At 45.5% G+C, this 17,719-nt stretch carries 19 protein-coding genes and 1 pseudogene; 10 read left to right on the forward strand and 10 right to left on the reverse strand.

All coding sequences use genetic code 11. The annotated features are described in order from the left end of the window. Nucleotides 1-21: 21 nt before the first annotated feature. A complete protein-coding gene (locus ACMUEV_RS02955) occupies nt 22-1,794 on the reverse strand; it encodes an iron uptake porin (protein WP_190651882.1) in 1,773 nt (590 codons plus the stop codon). 304 nt (nt 1,795-2,098) lie between these two features. Between ACMUEV_RS02955 and ssuD the strand changes: the two genes are divergently transcribed. The 4 genes from ssuD (at nt 2,099) to cysK (ending at nt 4,922) form a co-directional block, all read left to right on the forward strand. Then, nucleotides 2,099-3,253, forward strand: coding sequence for an FMNH2-dependent alkanesulfonate monooxygenase (ssuD, locus tag ACMUEV_RS02960; RefSeq protein ID WP_190651881.1), 1,155 nt, complete (start codon nt 2,099-2,101; stop codon nt 3,251-3,253). Between the two features lie 126 nt (nt 3,254-3,379). Beyond that, nucleotides 3,380-3,562 (forward strand): hypothetical protein, encoded by a 183-nt coding sequence (locus tag ACMUEV_RS02965; RefSeq protein WP_144056283.1) that lies wholly within the window; start codon nt 3,380-3,382, stop codon nt 3,560-3,562. Nucleotides 3,563-3,599: 37 nt separating this feature from the next. Beyond that, nucleotides 3,600-3,803, forward strand: a complete 204-nt coding sequence (locus tag ACMUEV_RS02970) for a hypothetical protein (protein ID WP_190651880.1) — start codon at nt 3,600-3,602, stop codon at nt 3,801-3,803. Nucleotides 3,804-3,929: 126 nt separating this feature from the next. Continuing rightward, on the forward strand, nt 3,930-4,922 hold the full coding sequence (gene cysK / locus ACMUEV_RS02975) for a cysteine synthase A (RefSeq protein ID WP_190651879.1): 993 nt from the start codon (nt 3,930-3,932) through the stop codon (nt 4,920-4,922). A gap of 411 nt (nt 4,923-5,333) precedes the next feature. Here the strand turns inward: cysK and ACMUEV_RS02980 are convergent, their stop codons facing one another. Continuing rightward, a complete protein-coding gene (locus ACMUEV_RS02980) occupies nt 5,334-5,780 on the reverse strand; it encodes an RrF2 family transcriptional regulator (protein WP_017290781.1) in 447 nt (148 codons plus the stop codon). Nucleotides 5,781-5,994: 214 nt separating this feature from the next. On the opposite strand from ACMUEV_RS02980, the gene ACMUEV_RS02985 reads away from it, so the two are divergent. Then, complete coding sequence (locus ACMUEV_RS02985) at nt 5,995-6,933, forward strand: LysR substrate-binding domain-containing protein (protein ID WP_190651878.1); 939 nt, start codon at nt 5,995-5,997, stop codon at nt 6,931-6,933. A gap of 10 nt (nt 6,934-6,943) precedes the next feature. On the opposite strand, the gene ACMUEV_RS02990 is transcribed toward ACMUEV_RS02985, so the two are convergent. Next, nucleotides 6,944-7,183, reverse strand: a complete 240-nt coding sequence (locus ACMUEV_RS02990) for a hypothetical protein (RefSeq protein WP_144056395.1) — start codon at nt 7,181-7,183, stop codon at nt 6,944-6,946. Nucleotides 7,184-7,731: 548 nt separating this feature from the next. Continuing rightward, on the reverse strand, nt 7,732-8,619 hold the full coding sequence (locus ACMUEV_RS02995) for a prohibitin family protein (RefSeq protein WP_190651877.1): 888 nt from the start codon (nt 8,617-8,619) through the stop codon (nt 7,732-7,734). Nucleotides 8,620-8,744: 125 nt separating this feature from the next. Here ACMUEV_RS02995 and ACMUEV_RS03000 point away from each other — a divergent pair, with 125 nt between their 5' ends. Then, nucleotides 8,745-9,386, forward strand: a complete 642-nt coding sequence (locus ACMUEV_RS03000; RefSeq protein WP_017290777.1) for a cadmium resistance transporter — start codon at nt 8,745-8,747, stop codon at nt 9,384-9,386. A gap of 12 nt (nt 9,387-9,398) precedes the next feature. On the opposite strand, the gene ACMUEV_RS03005 is transcribed toward ACMUEV_RS03000, so the two are convergent. The 4 genes from ACMUEV_RS03005 to ACMUEV_RS03020 all read right to left on the reverse strand — a co-directional run bounded on the left by ACMUEV_RS03005 (nt 9,399) and on the right by ACMUEV_RS03020 (nt 13,153). Further along, nucleotides 9,399-9,686, reverse strand: coding sequence for an NIL domain-containing protein (locus ACMUEV_RS03005; protein ID WP_190651876.1), 288 nt, complete (start codon nt 9,684-9,686; stop codon nt 9,399-9,401). An 11-nt stretch (nt 9,687-9,697) separates the two neighbouring features. Further along, nucleotides 9,698-10,774, reverse strand: a complete 1,077-nt coding sequence (metX, locus tag ACMUEV_RS03010; protein ID WP_190651875.1) for a homoserine O-acetyltransferase MetX — start codon at nt 10,772-10,774, stop codon at nt 9,698-9,700. Further along, a complete protein-coding gene (locus tag ACMUEV_RS03015) occupies nt 10,771-12,075 on the reverse strand; it encodes an O-acetylhomoserine aminocarboxypropyltransferase/cysteine synthase family protein (RefSeq protein WP_190651874.1) in 1,305 nt (434 codons plus the stop codon). Before ACMUEV_RS03015 ends, metX begins: the two co-directional genes overlap by 4 nt. Nucleotides 12,076-12,181: 106 nt before the next feature. Further along, a complete protein-coding gene (locus tag ACMUEV_RS03020) occupies nt 12,182-13,153 on the reverse strand; it encodes a sulfurtransferase (RefSeq protein WP_190651873.1) in 972 nt (323 codons plus the stop codon). 1,188 nt (nt 13,154-14,341) lie between these two features. On the opposite strand from ACMUEV_RS03020, the gene ACMUEV_RS03025 reads away from it, so the two are divergent. From ACMUEV_RS03025 to ACMUEV_RS03040, 4 genes are all read left to right on the forward strand, one after another. Beyond that, nucleotides 14,342-15,166 carry an SDR family NAD(P)-dependent oxidoreductase gene (locus ACMUEV_RS03025; RefSeq protein WP_017290771.1) on the forward strand — a complete coding sequence of 275 codons (825 nt, stop codon included), beginning with the start codon at nt 14,342-14,344 and terminating at the stop codon, nt 15,164-15,166. 432 nt (nt 15,167-15,598) lie between these two features. Further along, on the forward strand, nt 15,599-15,958 hold the full coding sequence (locus tag ACMUEV_RS03030; protein ID WP_017290769.1) for a CFI-box-CTERM domain-containing protein: 360 nt from the start codon (nt 15,599-15,601) through the stop codon (nt 15,956-15,958). A gap of 228 nt (nt 15,959-16,186) precedes the next feature. Then, nucleotides 16,187-16,357, forward strand: a complete 171-nt coding sequence (gene psb34 / locus ACMUEV_RS03035) for a photosystem II assembly protein Psb34 (protein WP_017290768.1) — start codon at nt 16,187-16,189, stop codon at nt 16,355-16,357. 292 nt (nt 16,358-16,649) lie between these two features. Further along, on the forward strand, nt 16,650-16,937 hold the full coding sequence (locus ACMUEV_RS03040; RefSeq protein WP_190651872.1) for a Mo-dependent nitrogenase C-terminal domain-containing protein: 288 nt from the start codon (nt 16,650-16,652) through the stop codon (nt 16,935-16,937). A 115-nt stretch (nt 16,938-17,052) separates the two neighbouring features. On the opposite strand, the pseudogene ACMUEV_RS03045 reads toward ACMUEV_RS03040, so the two are convergent. Continuing rightward, nucleotides 17,053-17,169: pseudogene (locus tag ACMUEV_RS03045) on the reverse strand (cytochrome c oxidase subunit 3); the annotation flags it as partial. Between the two features lie 57 nt (nt 17,170-17,226). After that, nucleotides 17,227-17,673, reverse strand: a complete 447-nt coding sequence (locus ACMUEV_RS03050; RefSeq protein ID WP_199329533.1) for a cbb3-type cytochrome c oxidase subunit I — start codon at nt 17,671-17,673, stop codon at nt 17,227-17,229. Nucleotides 17,674-17,719: the final 46 nt, after the last annotated feature.

Below are 17,719 nucleotides of genomic sequence, written 5' to 3' on the forward strand. Positions count from 1 at the left end.
GAAACTTTAGTTCAACTGTAATTAGAATCGGAATGTTGTCCGAACAACACCGACATAAAGGGTGTCGTTATTGCTGTTGTTTTCTGGATTAAAAATCACGATTAGACCGGGCGTAATCGAAATCTTGTCAGAAAGTTGGAATCGATAAAGTCCTTCTAAATGCAGCGTTGTATCTTCATCCCGGCGGCGGGCTGTCGTTGCTCCTAGCACAGGTGGCCCAAAATCACTGTTTGTGACTTTAGGCGGCTGACCAAAAATGATGCCAGCTAAGTTACCTTTTCCACCCAAATCTGGAAATCCGAGAGATACTGCCCAACTCCAGATATCGGCTTTATCGCCAGTATTCACGGTTGCGAGTCCTTTACCATTCTCAGCGATCGCTTGAGTGTACAATCCCCATGCTGAAACCGTGAATTTAGGACTAAACCGATAGGTCGCTTGTAATCCAAAATGATTGGCGGAAGTTGCAACGTTACCAAATGGTTGGTTAGCAAAAGCACTTCCATAAGCGCCAGAGACAGAGACATCATTGTTCGCACCGCTAAAGTACGATCGCGCATAAGATAAGCCAAGCGCGAAATCGCGATTCGGTTGGAAAGCTAACTGTGCGATCGCGCCATAGCTTCCGTCTAGCAATCCACGCGATTCTGCTGGATCATTTGGTCTTCTGGCAATGTAACCTGCAGAAAAGCTCAAAGAATCACTCAGCTTTAAGACTGCGCTGACCCCTGCTCCGGTATTGCTGCCTGAGCCAGTGTTACTCGCTCGATAAATCGGTGAAAAACGACCAAATCGAGACACACTTCCAGTGGAGGCAGAAGCAAATAAGGGGTTAAAGGTGTTGAAGTTATCGTAGAATTCACCCCCGATCGCATCTACAGTCACGTTCAAATTCGTGCCTAGAGGGAAGCGATAGAAGAGTTTGCCCAGTTGCACACTGTTGTCTGGATTGTTCGTTGTATCGTAACCGAGACGAGTTTGGCTCGTTCCGGTGACTGGAGTGTTAAAAGCAGTTGTATTGCTTGCCTCTAGACGAGTGAAGAGTCGATCTTTGCCAGTCAAGCTGGTATTGAGATCCAATCGAACCCGATTGCTCAATACCGTATTGTCTTGCACATCTCGCCCTGCTGCACCAAAAGCGGCAGTTCTAGCAGCTTCTCGCGCCGCACCTGCGGGAGCCGCGTTGATGACTCGCCATTGATCAGAGTTCAACGCACGATCTTCTCCCACAACACCAGCAATACCGAAGATAACTTCTCCACTCAGTTTTGTTGTGGTTGAGAATTGCTGCTTTTCTAGTGTCGTGGTTCGAGCTTCGAGAGAATCTACTCGCCCGCGTAAGGTTGCCAGTTCTGCTGCAAATTGTTCTTGCAGTTGTTGCAGGGTTGCTAAGTCTTCTTTTTTGACCAAATCAGCCGTTGCTGCTGCAATCAGTTCATTGACGCGATCGAGACAAGCATTCAGACCTGCTGCAAACTCATAACGGGTTAATGCACGATTGCCGCGATAGGTACGATCGGGATAGCCTGCAATGCAACCATATCGTTCAACTAGAGATTGCAGGGCTTGAAATGCCCAATCTGTTGGACGCACGTCAGACAGTTGGGAAACAGATGTAACTTGTCCAGCAGCATTCACTTCGCTGGTTTCACTGCTGTAGGCTGCAAGCTGACTGAGAGAGTTCTCAGAACTCGCAGGCAGTTCTTTAACTTCTGCCGCGTTTGCTTGGCTCCACAGGCTCACTCCTAACACAATGGGCGATGCCCAAAGCAAGCTCGAAATGCTCTTCCGCATTGTTAAATTCCTCACACCAATCAGAAATAAGATCGTGCCGCAGACGCTTTGAATTATCGAAACCTTCAGATAATCTACGTAATACCGATCGAATTATCGTATTCAAAATAATACTGCCATGAACTTCCTGAAGAAAGCAAGGGGCGATTGTTACTTTTTTATTCACAAAGCGCAAATTTTTAAATCCCTAGAGATTTGTATCAGAAGTACTTTTCTGCTCGATTATGTCTGTGACATACTAGCAGCTTAAATCTAAGTAATCCGGTACATACGATTCAATACCGTAGATTAGGAGAGAGAAAGCGTGCAAGTTCTTTGGTTTATTCCAACTCATGGGGATGGTCGTTACCTGGCAACTTCGATTGCAGGGCGATCGACGAACTATGACTATTTGAAGCAGATCGCTCAGGCGGTGGATCATTTAGGCTACTTTGGAGCATTGTTACCGACAGGTCGATCTTGTGAAGATGCTTGGATTGTTGCCTCTACATTGATGCCGCTTACTCAGCGAATGCGGTTTTTAGTTGCAGTGCGTCCAGGATTAGTTTCGCCTGGAGTTGCGGCTCGGATGGCAGCAACATTTGATCGACTTTCAAATGGGCGGTTGTTGATCAATGTTGTCACAGGTGGCGATCCGGTCGAACTAGCAGGAGATGGGCTGCATTTGAGCCACGACGATCGCTATCATTTAACGGATGAATTTCTTACCGTTTGGCGCGAAATTGCTCAAGGCAATGAAATCACGCACAAAGGCGATCATTTAGACGTTCAGGGTGGAAAGCTTCTTTTTCCAACGGTTCAGAAGCCTTATCCGCCCCTGTGGTTTGGGGGATCGTCTCCGGTTGCGAAAGAAATTGCGGCAAAGCATGTTGATGCTTACTTGACTTGGGGTGAACCTCCTAGCCAAGTTGCTGAAAAAATCAAATCTGTGCGTCAGTTCGCAGAACAACAAGGACGATCGCTGAAATTTGGTATTCGTCTGCACGTGATTGTGCGAGAAACTGAGAGTGAAGCTTGGGATGCTGCAAATCAGTTGATTCGCTATGTGGATGAAGATGCGATCGCGGCAGCACAAAAAGCCTATGCCCGTATGGATTCTCAAGGGCAGCGTCAAATGACTCAGTTGCACAATGGTAGCCGTGAAGCCTTAGAAATTAGCCCAAATCTGTGGGCTGGTGTAGGTTTAGTTCGAGGAGGAGCGGGAACAGCACTGGTCGGTGATCCCGATACCGTTGCCGCTCGAATCTTGGAATACTCAGCGCTAGGAATTGATCATTTTATTCTGTCAGGCTATCCGCATTTAGAAGAAGCCTATCGAGTTGCAGAACTGTTATTCCCTAGACTTCCTCTCAGTCATGCACAGCCAATCGATCAGCAGGTGATGTTTAGTCCATTCGGAGAGATTGTTGCAAACGAAAAGTTTCCAAAGCAAAGTAGTACACTGGCGACTGTCGATTGAGGTCTGAATATGACAGATAGATTCTACGAACAACAGGTCATGCAACAATTAGTTGCGTGTTCACCCGAGCTTTTTAGGAAATCTCGCGTTAGTTTGATCCTTTGTAGAACTGGAAATCTTCTGTTGATGAACAGAGAAGATCTAGTCTTTGATCCGATGCTGTGTCTAGAATTTGTGCCGATCGCGCAATTGTTGCAAAAACAATGCGGGAATACACGAATTTGTATCTGTACTGCAGATGGAGTCATTCTCAACTTGAGCAGCGAGGAAATGATCGAGCTTGCTGAGACTTGGAATATTTGGCATTAGAAGCGTTTGCCTTTCTAGAACTCAAGGAAATAAACTCATGGCATTTTACGATCGCATCGAGCAAGAACTTGCAGTCGATGAATTTTGGGGAACGAAATTATCGCAAAAATATGAGTCGGGAGTTCGAGATATTTGGGAAGTCAAACCTCCTGAAGCACCGAGAGATTCTACATTCCACGTTTTGCATTGGAGCTATCGTTCTCTTTGGAAATTCCGTTATCTTCGCCATTTTGCGCGTTAAACGGTCTTAAGTTTTCATAAATTCCATAATTCCTATCGATTTATCGGAGTCTAATAAATAGAGGCGGGTGATATGCACGTTTGTTTGTGACTGAATTGATCTCCCTCATCACCATGGAGTAGCGCAATGCGAATTGCAAAAAATATTACAGAGTTAGTTGGGAAAACGCCATTAGTTCGCCTCAATCATATCCCTCAGGAAGAAGGGTCTGTTGCTCAAATCGTCGCCAAACTAGAAGGCATGAACCCTGCAGCTTCCGTGAAAGATCGGATTGGGGCGAGTATGATTCAGACTGCTGAAGAGGCGGGGCTGATCGAACCAGGTCGCACGATTTTAGTTGAGCCAACTTCAGGCAATACTGGAATTGCACTCGCAATGGTAGCGGCAGCAAAAGGCTATCGATTGATTTTGACGATGCCAGATACGATGAGCTTGGAGCGTCGAGCTATGCTGAAAGGCTATGGTGCTCAACTTGAGCTAACGCCCGGAACTGAAGGCATGAAAGGAGCGATTCGACGGGCTGAGGAAATCGTGAATTCAGTCCCAAATGCTTACATGCTGCAACAGTTTCGCAATCCAGCTAATCCTAAAGTGCATCGCGAAACTACGGCTGAGGAGCTTTGGGCAGACACCGATGGACAGATTGATATTTTGATCGCGGGTGTTGGCACAGGCGGAACGATTACGGGTGTGGCAGAAGTTTTGAAGCAGCGTAAGCCTGGATTTCAAGCGATCGCGGTTGAACCTGTTGAGAGTCATGTTCTCTCGGGCGGGCAACCTGGAGCGCATAAGATTCAAGGGATTGGAGCAGGGTTTGTGCCGGAAGTCTTGCGCACTGAGTTAATTGATGAAGTGATTCAAGTTAGCAGTGAAGATGCGATCGCGTATAGTCGTCGCTTAGCAAGAGAAGAAGGATTGCTATCTGGAATTTCATCGGGGGCTGCACTGGCTGCTGCGATTCAGGTTGGAAAGCGTCCAGAGAATGCTGGAAAGCTGATTGTCTTTATACAGCCGAGCTTTGGCGAACGCTATCTGAGTACTGCATTGTTTAAGGATCTCACAGAGATTGAAGTTGCGCCGCTCAATGGTGCAAGCCGCTCACTTTCGTCGGTGAGCTAGTTTTAGATTTAGATTTCGAGATGGTATCTGTTTTCCCCCAAATTTAGAGAATTTGGGGGATTTTTATTATGGTGCAGAATCGAGGATTCTACAGCAAAAAGTCATAGACCCATTTTGGGAGAAAAGCAATTCCAATCAGGATGACAATACTTGCTGTACAAACCAGCGTGAGTAAAAGTAAAGGATCAAATCTCAGCACGATTCCCTCCGATCGTGGCACGGGAATTGATTGTAGATTTTGGAGATAAGCAAACTACATTTGGCATTTCTTGCCGACAATTCGAGCAAAACCAATACACACCTGTTGATCGCACATGACGCAGTAATTTCTCAGAGCAGCAAAGACAGTAGCTCATTAGATTCCCCTATTAGCAAGCAAAGACTAAGATACAAGCCCACTGATCACAAGTGCTAGATATAAAACATGGATGATTTCTGCTTGCGAGCAGCACAGCGCTGGACTAAATCTTCTAATGTGCAGCGCTGCAAGGCTTCATGAGAAGCGGTTTGAGCCTGTTTCCAAACTTCTGATAAGAGTTCTCGCTCCAAGTTCACGCTTGATCGATTCTCAATCGGTTCTCCCGTTATCAATGTCACAATTTCTGCGATCGTGATCGATCGAGGTTCGCGAGTCAGCGTATATCCTCCCTTTGCTCCGCGTAGACCTTGAACCAGTCCACCACGTCGCAGCAGATTAAAAATCTGTTCTAAGTACCGCTCTGGAATGGGCTGACGACCGGCGATATCGTGAATTCTCAGCGGGGTTGCTTTGTCAAATTGGCTTGCCAATTCTAAGAGCGCCAGTAACGCATACTCAATCTTGGCAGGCACAGATAATGAATTACTAGACTGTTTCATGGTGACTTTCAATATGGATGAGAGGGGTGTGAGCAACTCCAGAAGCTTTTTTCTCGAAAAAGTCTGGGTGTGATAAGATGCCAACACGATTCAACTACTCTATCTTGATCGATTTAATGTGGTTTTGTTGTCATTATGCTCACAATTGCGTTCAAATTACGCAAAATGATTGAAAAATTTCCAACGGCGTAAGCATCCAACCTCAATTACGACTATGACCCTGGAACAATTACGAATTTTTTTAGCCGTTGCTGAGCAATTGCACTTTACCCGTGCAGCCGAAGCTTTGTATATTACACAGCCTGCTGTGAGTGCAGCTATCCAGAGCTTAGAGCAGGAGTATGGCGTAAAGTTATTTCACCGCATTGGTCGCCGCATTGAAATGGCAGATGCGGGGCGCTTATTTCAGTTGGAAGCGCAGAAAATCTTAGATCAAGTCGAGTTTGCAGAACGTCAGTTGCGAGAGCTAAACAATTTGCAGCGTGGAGAGCTAAAAATCGGCGCGAGTTTAACGATCGGGAACTATTGGCTTCCTGACAAAATTAGCCAATTCAAACAGCAATATCCAGGCATTCAGGTGCAGTGTAAGTTAGGAAATGCAGAAGAAATTTGTGAAGGGACTGCATTAGGGCGGTTTGACTTAGGATTAGTCACAGGCGATGTGAAGCCTGTCTTAAAAGAGCTATTAGAGCAAGAAGCGATCGGCACAGATCGGCTGAGGATTGTGGTCGGTCGATCGCATCCTTGGTTTACCCATCCTCAAATCGCTGTAGAAGACTTATTAAAAACATCGTGGGTGATGCGCGAATCCGGTTCAGGCGCACAGAAGATGTTCGAGCAAGCGCTGGATGATTGGGGTGTTGAATTATCTGAACTGCAAATTGCTTTGGTACTCAGTACGAGTGAAATGGTCAAAGCTGTGGTCGAGCGAGGAGTTGGAGCCGCAGCTTTACCGGAACTGATGGTCGAGAAAGAACTGAAATTGGAAACGCTCAGGGCGATCGAGATCGAAGATGACCAAAGATGCGATCGCGCGATTTTAGAAATTATTCAGCCAATTTTCAAACTCAGGCATCAAAAGCGGTTTCGCACTCAGTCGATCTGTGCTTTTGAGAAAATTTTGATGCCTGAATTGCAGGATAGTGTGATTTGAACCTGGGTTTTTAGCTTGCAACTAAGGCCTCGAAGGTGTCGAAATTCGGGCGACGGAAGTAAGCGCTCGATAATCGACCCATTGAACTACAGTACTGGCTGCAAGCGTGGCAAGCTTCAGCACATGCCATCATTTGCGGATCGTCTGAGTAGATTTCACAAGCTGCTGCACAGCGATCGCACATTTCAGCGCAGATCAAGAATGTGCGTCCCATGAATTCAGATCCATCGATCATTAAGTTAGTACTCATCAGACACATTTCTGCACAGTCTCGCAGCAAGCACATCAATGACAAATCGCGATCTTGCGTGTTGTTGTGCAAGTAGTACGAGAGCGTTGTCGTGCAGGTTTTTTTGCACGTGGTGAGGGCCTGTAGACCCCGTTGCATTTCAAGGCTCATTGATTGTGTCATAGCTGTCACCGTTCCTTTGTTCGTCGGACTGAATATGAGGTTCTTTGATTTGTAGCGTAGTCCGAGTTTTTAGGAGATGCAAGCGCGATCGTACTTCGATTTTTACAATGTTCAGTAACTCTCTCAAAAATAGAGGAATTGAACAAAAACACGATGCATCGCAGGAGTTTTAGCTCGAACTACTATCCATCAAGGCTTGTAATCTTGACTTTACTAGGAGAGATTTGACCTGTGATATTTGAACACTGGATTCAGCGCCAAATTGACCAGAAAAAACGCTCGGCTAATGTCAGGATATCTTGATATTAGCAATGAAATGGCGTTGAAAGTCCGATGAAATCGTTAACTTTTTGATCAGTTGAGTAACGCTTGGAATACATTTTGAACTATTTTGTTGCAGCATTTCCAGGCAAGCTTGTTTTCATCAATTTTTTTAGATCCAATACTGTAGAACTTTCATCGCCAACGACTAGTGGAAGGCTCCCATTCCATTTCTCGATCGCTTGTCTTTGCAGTAATTCCGGTGTGAGCGTTTGTTGCAGAAGTCGCTGAGCTTCTGCTTCTCCCCGTGCTAGATTGGCTTTTGCTTCTGCTTCTTTGACTGCTTTTAATGCAACAAATTCAGCCCGTTTTACTTCCTGCTCTGCAACTTGTTTTGCCTCAACTGCATCGCTAAATCGCTGTGTGAAATGAATATGCACTAATGACAAATCATCGACGGCAATATGATACGGCTTCAAGCGTTCTGTTAGAGCCTGATCTACGCCTGTCTTGACTTCTCCTCGCTTTGTAATGATTTCCTCAGCGGTGTACTTTGCCATGACTGCTTTGAGCACTTCTTCGATCGCCGGGTTGATAATGCGATCGATGACAGCTTGCTGATTCCCAATCTGCTGATAGATCAAATTCGCCTCTTGCGGAAGCACATGCCAATTCAGCGCTACATCTGCATACACATCCTGCAAATCTTTAGAAGAAGCTTCGGCTGAAATTTCCTGGCTCTGAACGCGAACGCTGAGCTTTTCTACAGTCTCAACGATCGGCACAATAAAATGGATACCTTCTCCCAACACGCTGTTTTGAACTGCACCAAATTTCATCAAGACCCCGCGTTCTCCTGCTCGCACAATCACGATAAAGCTGGAGATCAATGCTAAACAAAGCAAGACCAGAATGACTTGAATAGCAATACTCGCGTCGCGACCACTTTTTTTACTGATTTTTCGGGTTGAATTCGCAATGCTTGACGGTTCAGAGTCCAGAGATTTCGTCATGAGCAAGGATTGAGGCAGTTTCCGCTAATATACAACAAATGCTGAGAAGGCTCTATCTGAATGTATTCTTTTAAAGCTCAGTTTATCGATCATGCTATTTCAATCGATTAAAGTTATCGAATCCTATGCCTGAAATTTTGATTCGTGCCGTAGTTACTGGAATCACTGCATTTGCAGCAACTAATCTGGACGATATTCTGGTTTTGATGCTGTTCTTTTCTCAAATCGATCGCACGTTCCGACGGCATCATATTATTACAGGGCAATATCTTGGCTTTGCTGTGCTGTTGCTGATTAGCTTACCGGGTTTCTTCGGCGGATTGCTCATTCCTCGCCCTTGGATTGGGCTACTGGGCTTAGTTCCTATCGCAATCGGCATTTCTAGCTTTTTTCAGCAAGAGGACGATGAACCTGTGCAAACTGTCTCTCAGTCATCTCGCTCTGTTTTTGCTCAATTTCTGAATCCTCAAACTTATCAAGTTGCTGTAGTCACGATCGCAAACGGCGGCGACAATATTGGCATTTATCTTCCTCTATTTGCCAGTAGTACTTGGCTTGAGTTAATTGTGATTTTGGTCGTTTTCCTCATCATGATTGCAATTTGGTGTGCGATCGCACAGTATCTCGCTACGCATCGTCTGATTGCTCGTCCACTGATGAATTATGGGCATCGGATTATCCCCTTTGTTTTGATTGCACTGGGATTTTACATTCTCTGGGAAAACAAGACTCACACATTTCTCAGCTTACTGAAAGCTCAAACTTAACCCATTTATCTTTCAATAGTGCCATTCGTCTCCATCCGAGTTCGGCTTTCCAATGACTTTTAGATCAAGTGATTTTAGATGTGCAAGTCCATGACTAATCTGCTGTGGTGTGCCTCTGAGTTCCAAATCAAAGTAGCCACAGTCATCTGTATTGCTCCCGAGCATTGCCGCTGTAATATTCACAGCCAAACCCGATACTGAAATCAAATCAGAAATTACAGGCTGATGTCGATAGACCATCGGAATCTGTAGATGAATGCGAACTCTGATGTGACGATCGTATCTAGAAACTGACTGCATCAAATTGGCTCCTACATTCGATGAGAACAAAGAGTCTGACTGGTTAAACTCTGACGAAACTGCACAATCAAATCATTCAGCACGGTCATGTCTATCAGAAATGCATCATGACCGTGAGGAGAGTCTAACCATTTTAGGGATGAGTTGGGAATGAAATCAGCGAGTTCTTGTTGTTCGACAGGTGGATAGAGAATATCTGTCGGGATTCCGACAATCAAGGTGGGTTGCTGAATTGTTTGTAACGTTGCTTGATAGCTTTGATTCGGGCGAGCTAGATCATGAGAATCCATTGCTTTACTTAATGTGATGTAGGTATTCGCGTCAAAGCGATCGGCTAATTTTTGTCCCTGATGCTGCAAATAGCGAGCGATCGTAAATTCTTCGGTTTCAGCATTTCGCCCAAAGCGCTGATCAAAGCTTGCCCACGATCGATAAGTGTTCATTGCCATCATTCGTGCCACAGCTAGTCCGTGAGCCGGGGGGTGATCCGGAGCATAGTTGCCATTGTTCCAGTTCGGATCAGCATAAATGGCTTGGCGCTGAGCTTCACTGAGTCCAATACACCAAGCCGAGTGACGACCGGAAACTGCGATCGCAGCGATTGATTCTACTTTCTCTGGATACAGCAATGCCCACTCTAGAACCTGCATTCCGCCGAGCGATCCGCCGATGACTAATTTTAGCGATCGGATCTTCAGTGCCTCGATTAATCGAGCTTGCAGATGAACCATATCTCGGATCGTAATGGCTGGAAAACTGGCTCCATAGGGCTTTTCAGTACTTGGATCAATCGATGTGGCACCTGTTGTTCCGTAGCAACTGCCTAAAATATTGCTACAGACGACGAAATTCGTTTCTAAATCTAGCGCTTTCCCACTTCCAAAAAGGGGTTGCCACCAAGCCTCGACATCTGCCCAGCCTGTGAAGGCATGACATACAAGCACTGCATTATCGCCCGATTCATTCAATTTTCCCCAGGTTTGATAAGCAACTTGCACCCCACGCAACACTTGTCCTGATTCTAGAAAGAACGGGTCAGACAGTTGATAGAACTGCGTTTGAGGCGAAATGATAGAGCAATAGTTCATGCCGGAATGTTCTGGAACGCTTGTTCAAAGTCAGCTTTGATATCATCAATGTGCTCAAGCCCTGTTGAAACTCGGATTAGCTCCGGAGTGACACCCGCCGATCGCTGTTCTGCATCGCTGAGCTGTTGGTGTGTGGTTGAGTTGGGATGAATGACAAGCGTTTTTGCATCTCCAACGTTCGCCAGATGGCTTGCAAGTTTGACGCTATTGATAAATTTCCGTCCTGCTTCTTGACCTCCTTGAATCCCAAAACTGAGCATCCCACTAAAACCATGCCGAAGATATTTTTTTGCACGTTCATGATACGGGTGCTCCGGCAGACCGAGATAGTTCACCCATTCAACTTTCGGGTGCTGTTGCAACCATTGAGCTAGTTCCAACGCATTACTACTATGTCGATCGACGCGTAAGGATAGGGTCTCTAAGCCTTGCAAAAGAAGAAACGCATTAAACGGACTCAAGCTCGGCCCAAAATCTCGCAGTCCCTCAACCCGTGCGCGAATAATAAAAGCAATATTGCCGAATGGACTCTCAGGACCAAACCCTTCATAGAAATTCAAGCCGTGATACCCCGGCGAAGGCTCAGTAAATACTGGAAACTTCCCATTTCCCCAGTCAAACTGACCAGAATCGACGATCACACCCCCGATCGAAGTGCCATGTCCGCCAATCCACTTGGTTGCTGACTGCACAACAATATCCGCGCCATGCTCGATTGGACGTGCCAAATATCCTGCACAGCCGAAGGTATTATCGACGATTAATGGAATGCCATGTTCATGAGCGACGTGTGCCAAATCTGCAAAATCAGGCACATTGTACTGGGGGTTTCCGATTGTTTCGATATAGAGTGCTTTGGTACGATCGTCGATCGCTTGTCGAAAATCCTCAACATTATCGCCATCGACAAACTTGACTTGAATACCCAACCGAGGCAAAGCAACTTTGAACTGATTGTAAGTTCCACCGTACAGATAGCTCGTTGAAACAATGTTATCGCCTGCTTCTGCGATCGTACTAATTGCTAAAAACTGAGCAGCTTGTCCACTGGATGTTGCGAGTGCTGCGGCTCCTCTTTCTAGTGCTGCAATTCGCTTTTCAAACACATCTGTTGTCGGATTCATGATCCGCGTGTAAATATTGCCAAACTCTTGCAGCGCGAATAACTTCGCTCCATGATCAGCGTTGTCAAACACATAAGAGGTCGTTTGATAGATTGGAACTGCACGTGCATTCGTTCCAGGAGCAGGCGTTTGTCCAGCATGAATCTGTAGTGTTTCAAACTGATACTGATCAGACATAAAACTTTCTCTCCTAATGAGTCGATTAGGCTTAGTAGCCCTGATCAAAATTAACTCTGATAGAACTACTAAGCCTATATCAGTTGCGATCAATCAAACCTTGAAGCTAAACTGCTTGCTCTGGACCTGTGGCAACGGGTAAATCAGTTGTGCTGTACTCTGTCCAAGACCCTTCATAAATTCGCACATTCGGATAGCCGAGCAAATGCTTCAGCACAACGTACTGTAGAGTTGCTTCTCGCCCAGTACTGCATGAGACAATGATGTTATCCGACGGCTTGATATTGCGATCGGCAAGCAATTTGCGAATTTCATCTAATGACTTCAGTTTGTGGGGATTCTTCAAAGCGTCTTGTGCATTGTTCGATTCTGTGAAAGTCGGCCAAGGAATGTTCCGAGCACCTGGAATATGCCCGTTTCGTACCCAAATATTCTTCTCGCCTCGGAACAATTCTGGGGGGCGGGGATCAATGAAGACGACACCTGGCTTATTGATGAGTTGCTTGACACCATTCAAATCTACTCGAATCGATGGATTATCGCGCAATGCAAATTGACTAGGGCGATAACGAGGAAACTCTTTGGTAACAGGCTGATTTGCGGCTTTATAGCCTGCGTATCCTCCATCTAATACTGCAATATCTCGCACGCCCGATCGCTCTAGCAAGTAAGCAACCATGGTTGCACCTAAGACATCTCGCCCATCTGAATAGACGAGAACTTTACTCTTATTTGTTACTCCTGCTTGCGTAAACAAACTAGCTAACTTGTTGGTATCCCAGTACTGCACAGGCAGAAATCCATTCGGACCGCGAAAATTGCTATCTGCGATGTTGACTGCCTTTGGAAGATGCCCTTCAACATAATCCAGAGGGCTAGTCCGCACATCCAAAATGCGTAAATTGGGATCGTTCACATTCGCACTGACCCAACTCGGTGATACGAACTGAATTGTAGATTTCGGACTTGCGGCAAAGGATGCCATCCCAGGAATGACAGCAAACGCGATCGCGATCGCTGCAGCGAGTGCAAAAAATTTCGGCTTTCTCAGCCTTGTCCAAAAGAAAGTGTGGCGCATGGAAAATCTCCGCCGTTTATACTACGGCAAACTGATCGAGATAAAGGACTTTTCATTTATAAAATTGCCATAATTCTGAGAGAAAAACAAGGCTATGCCTCTGAAAAATAACGATTAAGCGATTGAGATACCGTAGTTTATAAATCGTGTATTCCTCTGTATGCGATAGAGTGAAAGCAATTCAGGGTCAGGGTAGGCTTGATTTCACTGCACAACTCTGAACTGCACAACAATGCATAACGCGGCTCAGAGCGAGATCGAGACGGTACTGCGTTTGGGATTCTGCACTCGCAACGACGAAACTAGAACGTTTGAGAGCACCCTATAAGACGCACTGTGAGCGTACTAGCAACAGGCACAAAGCTCTTTTTCATCCTGATTTTATTTTTAGGAGCGATTTTGATGAAATTCCTACGCCGATTTTATTCCGAAATCAGGTCTAGTGTTGCCTTGTGTATTTAAAGGTGCTCGTTGAGATGCATTCACCCGCCCTGGAATAGAATTCCGGGCTAACTGTGCGAACTCCTTTAAAGAGGACTGAATTGCTCAAACTCTTGCATAGTAAGGTTTAGTAGGCTTCGCCTTACTAGCCTAGAATAGAATTCTGGGGTGGGATAGCTTTTAAAACATCCTCTAAGGCTTATTCGATTTGCTCATTTCTGCATCATTGGATGACGAGTCAATCGAAATGACTCAGATTGCGGTTGGCAGATTTCGCTCCACTCAGATCAGCTTCCGCAGTTCAAGTTTTCTCATTTTCAGCATATGAGGATGGCATCCCGACGATTCAAGGGGATCACAATGATCATCGAGTTAGATCGATGATGAATCGGCTGCAGAATCCACGTTATTTCTGAGTACTTCATCTCGAAATGTTACGATCGTGGGTTTCTATTAATAAAAGTTGCGGTGTCTTGATTCCCTTGCTAGGGTGTGCATGTCAATTTGCGTTGACTGATTCCTATCGTTCGGAGTGACGTATCTTATGCTTTGTTTCAATCTCACTGCTGACCATTTTTCGTAAATATCAAATGAGTCTGCAGCATCAAAGCACAACAAAATATCGCTTGATCGAACATCAGGTACCTCTCTCAAAGCACAACTCAAAGATTTATTTCAGCTCTTGTCCCGTATCCGTTTAGTTAAAGACAAAGAGCCTGATAGAACCCTAACCGTGGAGATTTTACGATGAATATTCAGGGAAAGACTGCCCTAATTACCGGGGCTTCTCGTGGCATTGGGCGAGAAATTGCATTGGAATTTGCTCGACAAGGCGCGCGACGATTGATCTTAGTCGCACGATCGCACGATCGACTTGTAGAAGTTGCGAATGAAATCAGAGCATTCGGAGTAGAAGCGGTTCCAGTTGCGCTCAATCTGATTGACTGTGTGGCGGTCAATATTGCGATCGCTCAAGTATGGCGCGATTATGCTCCGATTCACATTCTGATCAACTGTGCAGGCGTTGCTTATCAAACTCCGTTTCTCCTCTCCCAGTCATCTCAAATGCAAGAGGAGATGTCACTGAATCTAATGGGGATGTACAACATTACCCGCCTGATTGCTCGCAGAATGGCAGTGCATCAACAAGGAACGATCGTGAATGTATCGAGCCTGATGGGGAAAATTGCGGCTCCCACAATGGCAACTTATTCTGCAACGAAGTTTGCAATTTTGGGATTTACTCAAGCACTGCGGGGAGAACTGGCAGCACATAACATTCGGGTGGTCGCCTTACTGCCATCGCTGACTGATACGGAGATGGTGCAGAACTTCCACTGGTTTCGCTGGATTATGCCTACTACGCCGCGAAAAGTGGCGCAGACTTTGGTTTCAGGGCTAGAGAGAGGATCGACCGAGATTTTGGTGGGATGGCAAAGCTATCTTGCAGTTTTGGGCAATCGCTTGATGCCGTGGGTAACTGAAAAAATTACACAGCTTGCCTCTCCGACAGCTCAAGGTCATTCTGCGATTGATGCTCGACTTCGAGCGGCTCGGCTCGGTTCGCGTTAATCTGCATTGAGATCGAGGCAATTACTTTGGGTTAGAGTGCCCTTCCGGCATGCTGGTCTATGGTGAAGACTGTTGAACCAGCACTGTCTCACAAGTTCCTCAAATTCGTTTTTTATTATCGAGACAACACATAGGGAAAAGGAGTGCATCATGTCGTTCTATACATCCGACAGATTTCAAATCCCAACCTTTAGTAATTGCCCTCGATGTCAGCAAACAGTCTCATCAACCTGCAACTATTGTCCTAACTGTGGAGCTTCGCTAAAACAAACGGCTCCCAATTACACAGCCGATCGCGTGAAAATTCCTCTAGATCGCGATTATTTCAACCCGCCGAACATCAACATAGACCCATCGAAAATCAATATAAAACCGCCGAAGATCAATATAGACTCGCCCATTGGAAGTTCTGCGAATTTCTCAAACATAGCGATGTCAGGAGAGTTTTGTTCCCAATGTGGTCAACGAATCAACCGTTCCCAACCTTTGGATAACAATATCTATGATTTGAACAGAAGAAATAGTGGCGTATGTTTCATCGCTACTGCGTGTAACGCCGATACAGGAACTTTGGACACCTTCTATAAGTTCAGAGACGAAATTCTGTTGCATTCTTCTATCGGCAGGAAAGCGGTTCAGCTTTATTACCGATTCTCGCCAAGAGTAGCGAAGCGTATTCAAAAATCTAAATTGCTTCAACACTCTATTCTGTCCGTACTCCTCAAGCCTTTAGCTGCGTTACTCAGATTCTCAGTTCTTGGCGCTAAAGACGAGGTATGGCACGAGGACTAATCACTGGACTCAATTGTGTCGAGCCGCTCACCTTCACATTGGAGAGCGTGCGAGCGCAAGGGACATATTGCATATTCGGGAATTGCCCTCCAAGGATAGGTCAGCACGCCTTATCAGAGGAAGAGTAAATCCCTATATCAGAAAAATTGAATTTTGTTGACTTTTTGTAACAATAATGTTACATTAGTTTACAGAACGAAACAAATTACCTTTTTAGAGGCAATTGCAATGTATACGACTCGGAATGAAGACGGAATCCTGAATAACTACCCTTCGGAGCCTGTGATGTACTTTGCTGAATTTCCTTCCTCTGAGCAGCAGCAAACTTACGTCACACAAGGCGCGATCGCTGTTTTACTGATCACTTTTACATTCTTGATGGCGCTGGCTGCAAGCTAGAAGCTTCTGAGGCTGTCTCTCCTCAGTCTCTAGATCGCTAAATTGACGTGAAGCACTTTGATGAATTAGAACGAACCCTGGCTTTTGGTTGGGGTTTTCGTGGTTGGGTGAGTGTTCTGCATCAGTCAATCTACAGACTGTCACGACCCATCTCGGAATACCTTTGCTTGAGCATGTTGATTGATTCATCACGAGATCACACTCGTTGCATAAATGATTGAATTCAACCGTATTAATTAGTATCAGACAAAGCCACAGCGCTCTACACTACTGGCATCTAGGAGATCAGACCATGTTGAACTTTACCTCTCACAGATTCATCGCTTCTCTCCTTCAACCCATTGCTGCAAAACTCGACGCAGTGGAAATCCGTAGCCCAGAAGCGGCTCATTTCTTCTGTCGCCTCATTCCTTCTCAATGTCCTTTTGAACGCGATATCCGTTTCTTTGGTCGAGTCCTGCTCCACATTCCGCCAATGTGCAAACTCAATCCGTTTTATGAACAATTAGTAGGACTACGGTTCAAAGCTTTGTGTTACTTAGCTGACGTGTGCGGCGAAGATATTGCTATCTACTGCTAAAGCTGGATAGAACAACAGGATGATTGCCCACAGATATACTTTAGAGCTTGAGATCTAGAACGGTCGCCTATTCACTCTCGCTTTCTTGTCTAAGCTTTTGAATCTACATCGCTCCCTAAGCTTTCCACAAATAGAGTAGCGAAAACAGAATCACCCAAATGCCATCGACAACATGCCAGAACAATGTCGTTGCACTCACTCCAAAGTGACCTTGATTGTAGTTATCCGATCGAAACGATCGAACTAAGCGGACGAATCGTTCTAGTCATAACACCGCTCAACTAATAAATTACGATGGCTCTTGAGGGGGATCGTTCTCGCCATAGGCTCTAGGATTGCCGTAGTCATAGGGCGGAAACATGACCTGAGGAATCTCTTCAAAGTTTTCTCTAGGCGGAGGAGAAGAAGTCATCCACTCTAGTCCCGTTGCTTCCCAAGGGTTGTCACTGGCTCGTGATCCTAAAAATAAAGATGCAACCACATTGGCAATGAAGGGTAACGTCGAAAGTCCGAGCAAGAATGCGCCTAAACTGGCAATTACATTCCAATTTTGATATTCGGGGGGATATGCTGCGACTCGGCGTACCATTCCTTGTAAACCTAAAGGATGCATTGGGAAGAAGGTTAAGTTTGCACCTAAGAAAGTCAACCAAAAATGTAGCTTTCCCCAACCCTCTGCATACATATGTCCAGTAATTTTAGGAAACCAGAAGTAGATGGCTGCAAAGATTGCCATCGTAATCGTGTTTTAGCGATCGATACGTTAGAAAACATAAGCTTGC

The organism is Leptolyngbya sp. FACHB-1624 (assembly GCF_047649235.1).
In the GTDB taxonomy this organism is placed as follows: domain Bacteria; phylum Cyanobacteriota; class Cyanobacteriia; order Leptolyngbyales; family Leptolyngbyaceae; genus Leptolyngbya; species Leptolyngbya boryana.

Excerpts from the sequence above, each read along its gene's own strand:
- ACMUEV_RS03050 (WP_199329533.1), bottom strand. The coding sequence starts at position 17,673 with ATGGCAATCTTTGCAGCCATCTACTTCTGGTTTCCTAAAATTACTGGA.
- ACMUEV_RS03030 (WP_017290769.1), top strand. The coding sequence starts at position 15,599 with ATGTCAGGAGAGTTTTGTTCCCAATGTGGTCAACGAATCAACCGTTCC.
- ACMUEV_RS02970 (WP_190651880.1), top strand. The coding sequence starts at position 3,600 with ATGGCATTTTACGATCGCATCGAGCAAGAACTTGCAGTCGATGAATTT.
- ACMUEV_RS03040 (WP_190651872.1), top strand. The coding sequence starts at position 16,650 with ATGTTGAACTTTACCTCTCACAGATTCATCGCTTCTCTCCTTCAACCC.
- ACMUEV_RS02955 (WP_190651882.1), bottom strand. The coding sequence starts at position 1,794 with ATGCGGAAGAGCATTTCGAGCTTGCTTTGGGCATCGCCCATTGTGTTA.
- ACMUEV_RS03020 (WP_190651873.1), bottom strand. The coding sequence starts at position 13,153 with ATGCGCCACACTTTCTTTTGGACAAGGCTGAGAAAGCCGAAATTTTTT.
- ACMUEV_RS02990 (WP_144056395.1), bottom strand. The coding sequence starts at position 7,183 with ATGAGTACTAACTTAATGATCGATGGATCTGAATTCATGGGACGCACA.
- ACMUEV_RS03000 (WP_017290777.1), top strand. The coding sequence starts at position 8,745 with ATGCCTGAAATTTTGATTCGTGCCGTAGTTACTGGAATCACTGCATTT.
- ACMUEV_RS02985 (WP_190651878.1), top strand. The coding sequence starts at position 5,995 with ATGACCCTGGAACAATTACGAATTTTTTTAGCCGTTGCTGAGCAATTG.
- ACMUEV_RS03015 (WP_190651874.1), bottom strand. The coding sequence starts at position 12,075 with ATGTCTGATCAGTATCAGTTTGAAACACTACAGATTCATGCTGGACAA.
- ACMUEV_RS02995 (WP_190651877.1), bottom strand. The coding sequence starts at position 8,619 with ATGACGAAATCTCTGGACTCTGAACCGTCAAGCATTGCGAATTCAACC.
- cysK (WP_190651879.1), top strand. The coding sequence starts at position 3,930 with ATGCGAATTGCAAAAAATATTACAGAGTTAGTTGGGAAAACGCCATTA.
- ACMUEV_RS02965 (WP_144056283.1), top strand. The coding sequence starts at position 3,380 with ATGAACAGAGAAGATCTAGTCTTTGATCCGATGCTGTGTCTAGAATTT.
- psb34 (WP_017290768.1), top strand. The coding sequence starts at position 16,187 with ATGTATACGACTCGGAATGAAGACGGAATCCTGAATAACTACCCTTCG.
- ACMUEV_RS03005 (WP_190651876.1), bottom strand. The coding sequence starts at position 9,686 with ATGCAGTCAGTTTCTAGATACGATCGTCACATCAGAGTTCGCATTCAT.
- ACMUEV_RS02980 (WP_017290781.1), bottom strand. The coding sequence starts at position 5,780 with ATGAAACAGTCTAGTAATTCATTATCTGTGCCTGCCAAGATTGAGTAT.
- metX (WP_190651875.1), bottom strand. The coding sequence starts at position 10,774 with ATGAACTATTGCTCTATCATTTCGCCTCAAACGCAGTTCTATCAACTG.
- ACMUEV_RS03025 (WP_017290771.1), top strand. The coding sequence starts at position 14,342 with ATGAATATTCAGGGAAAGACTGCCCTAATTACCGGGGCTTCTCGTGGC.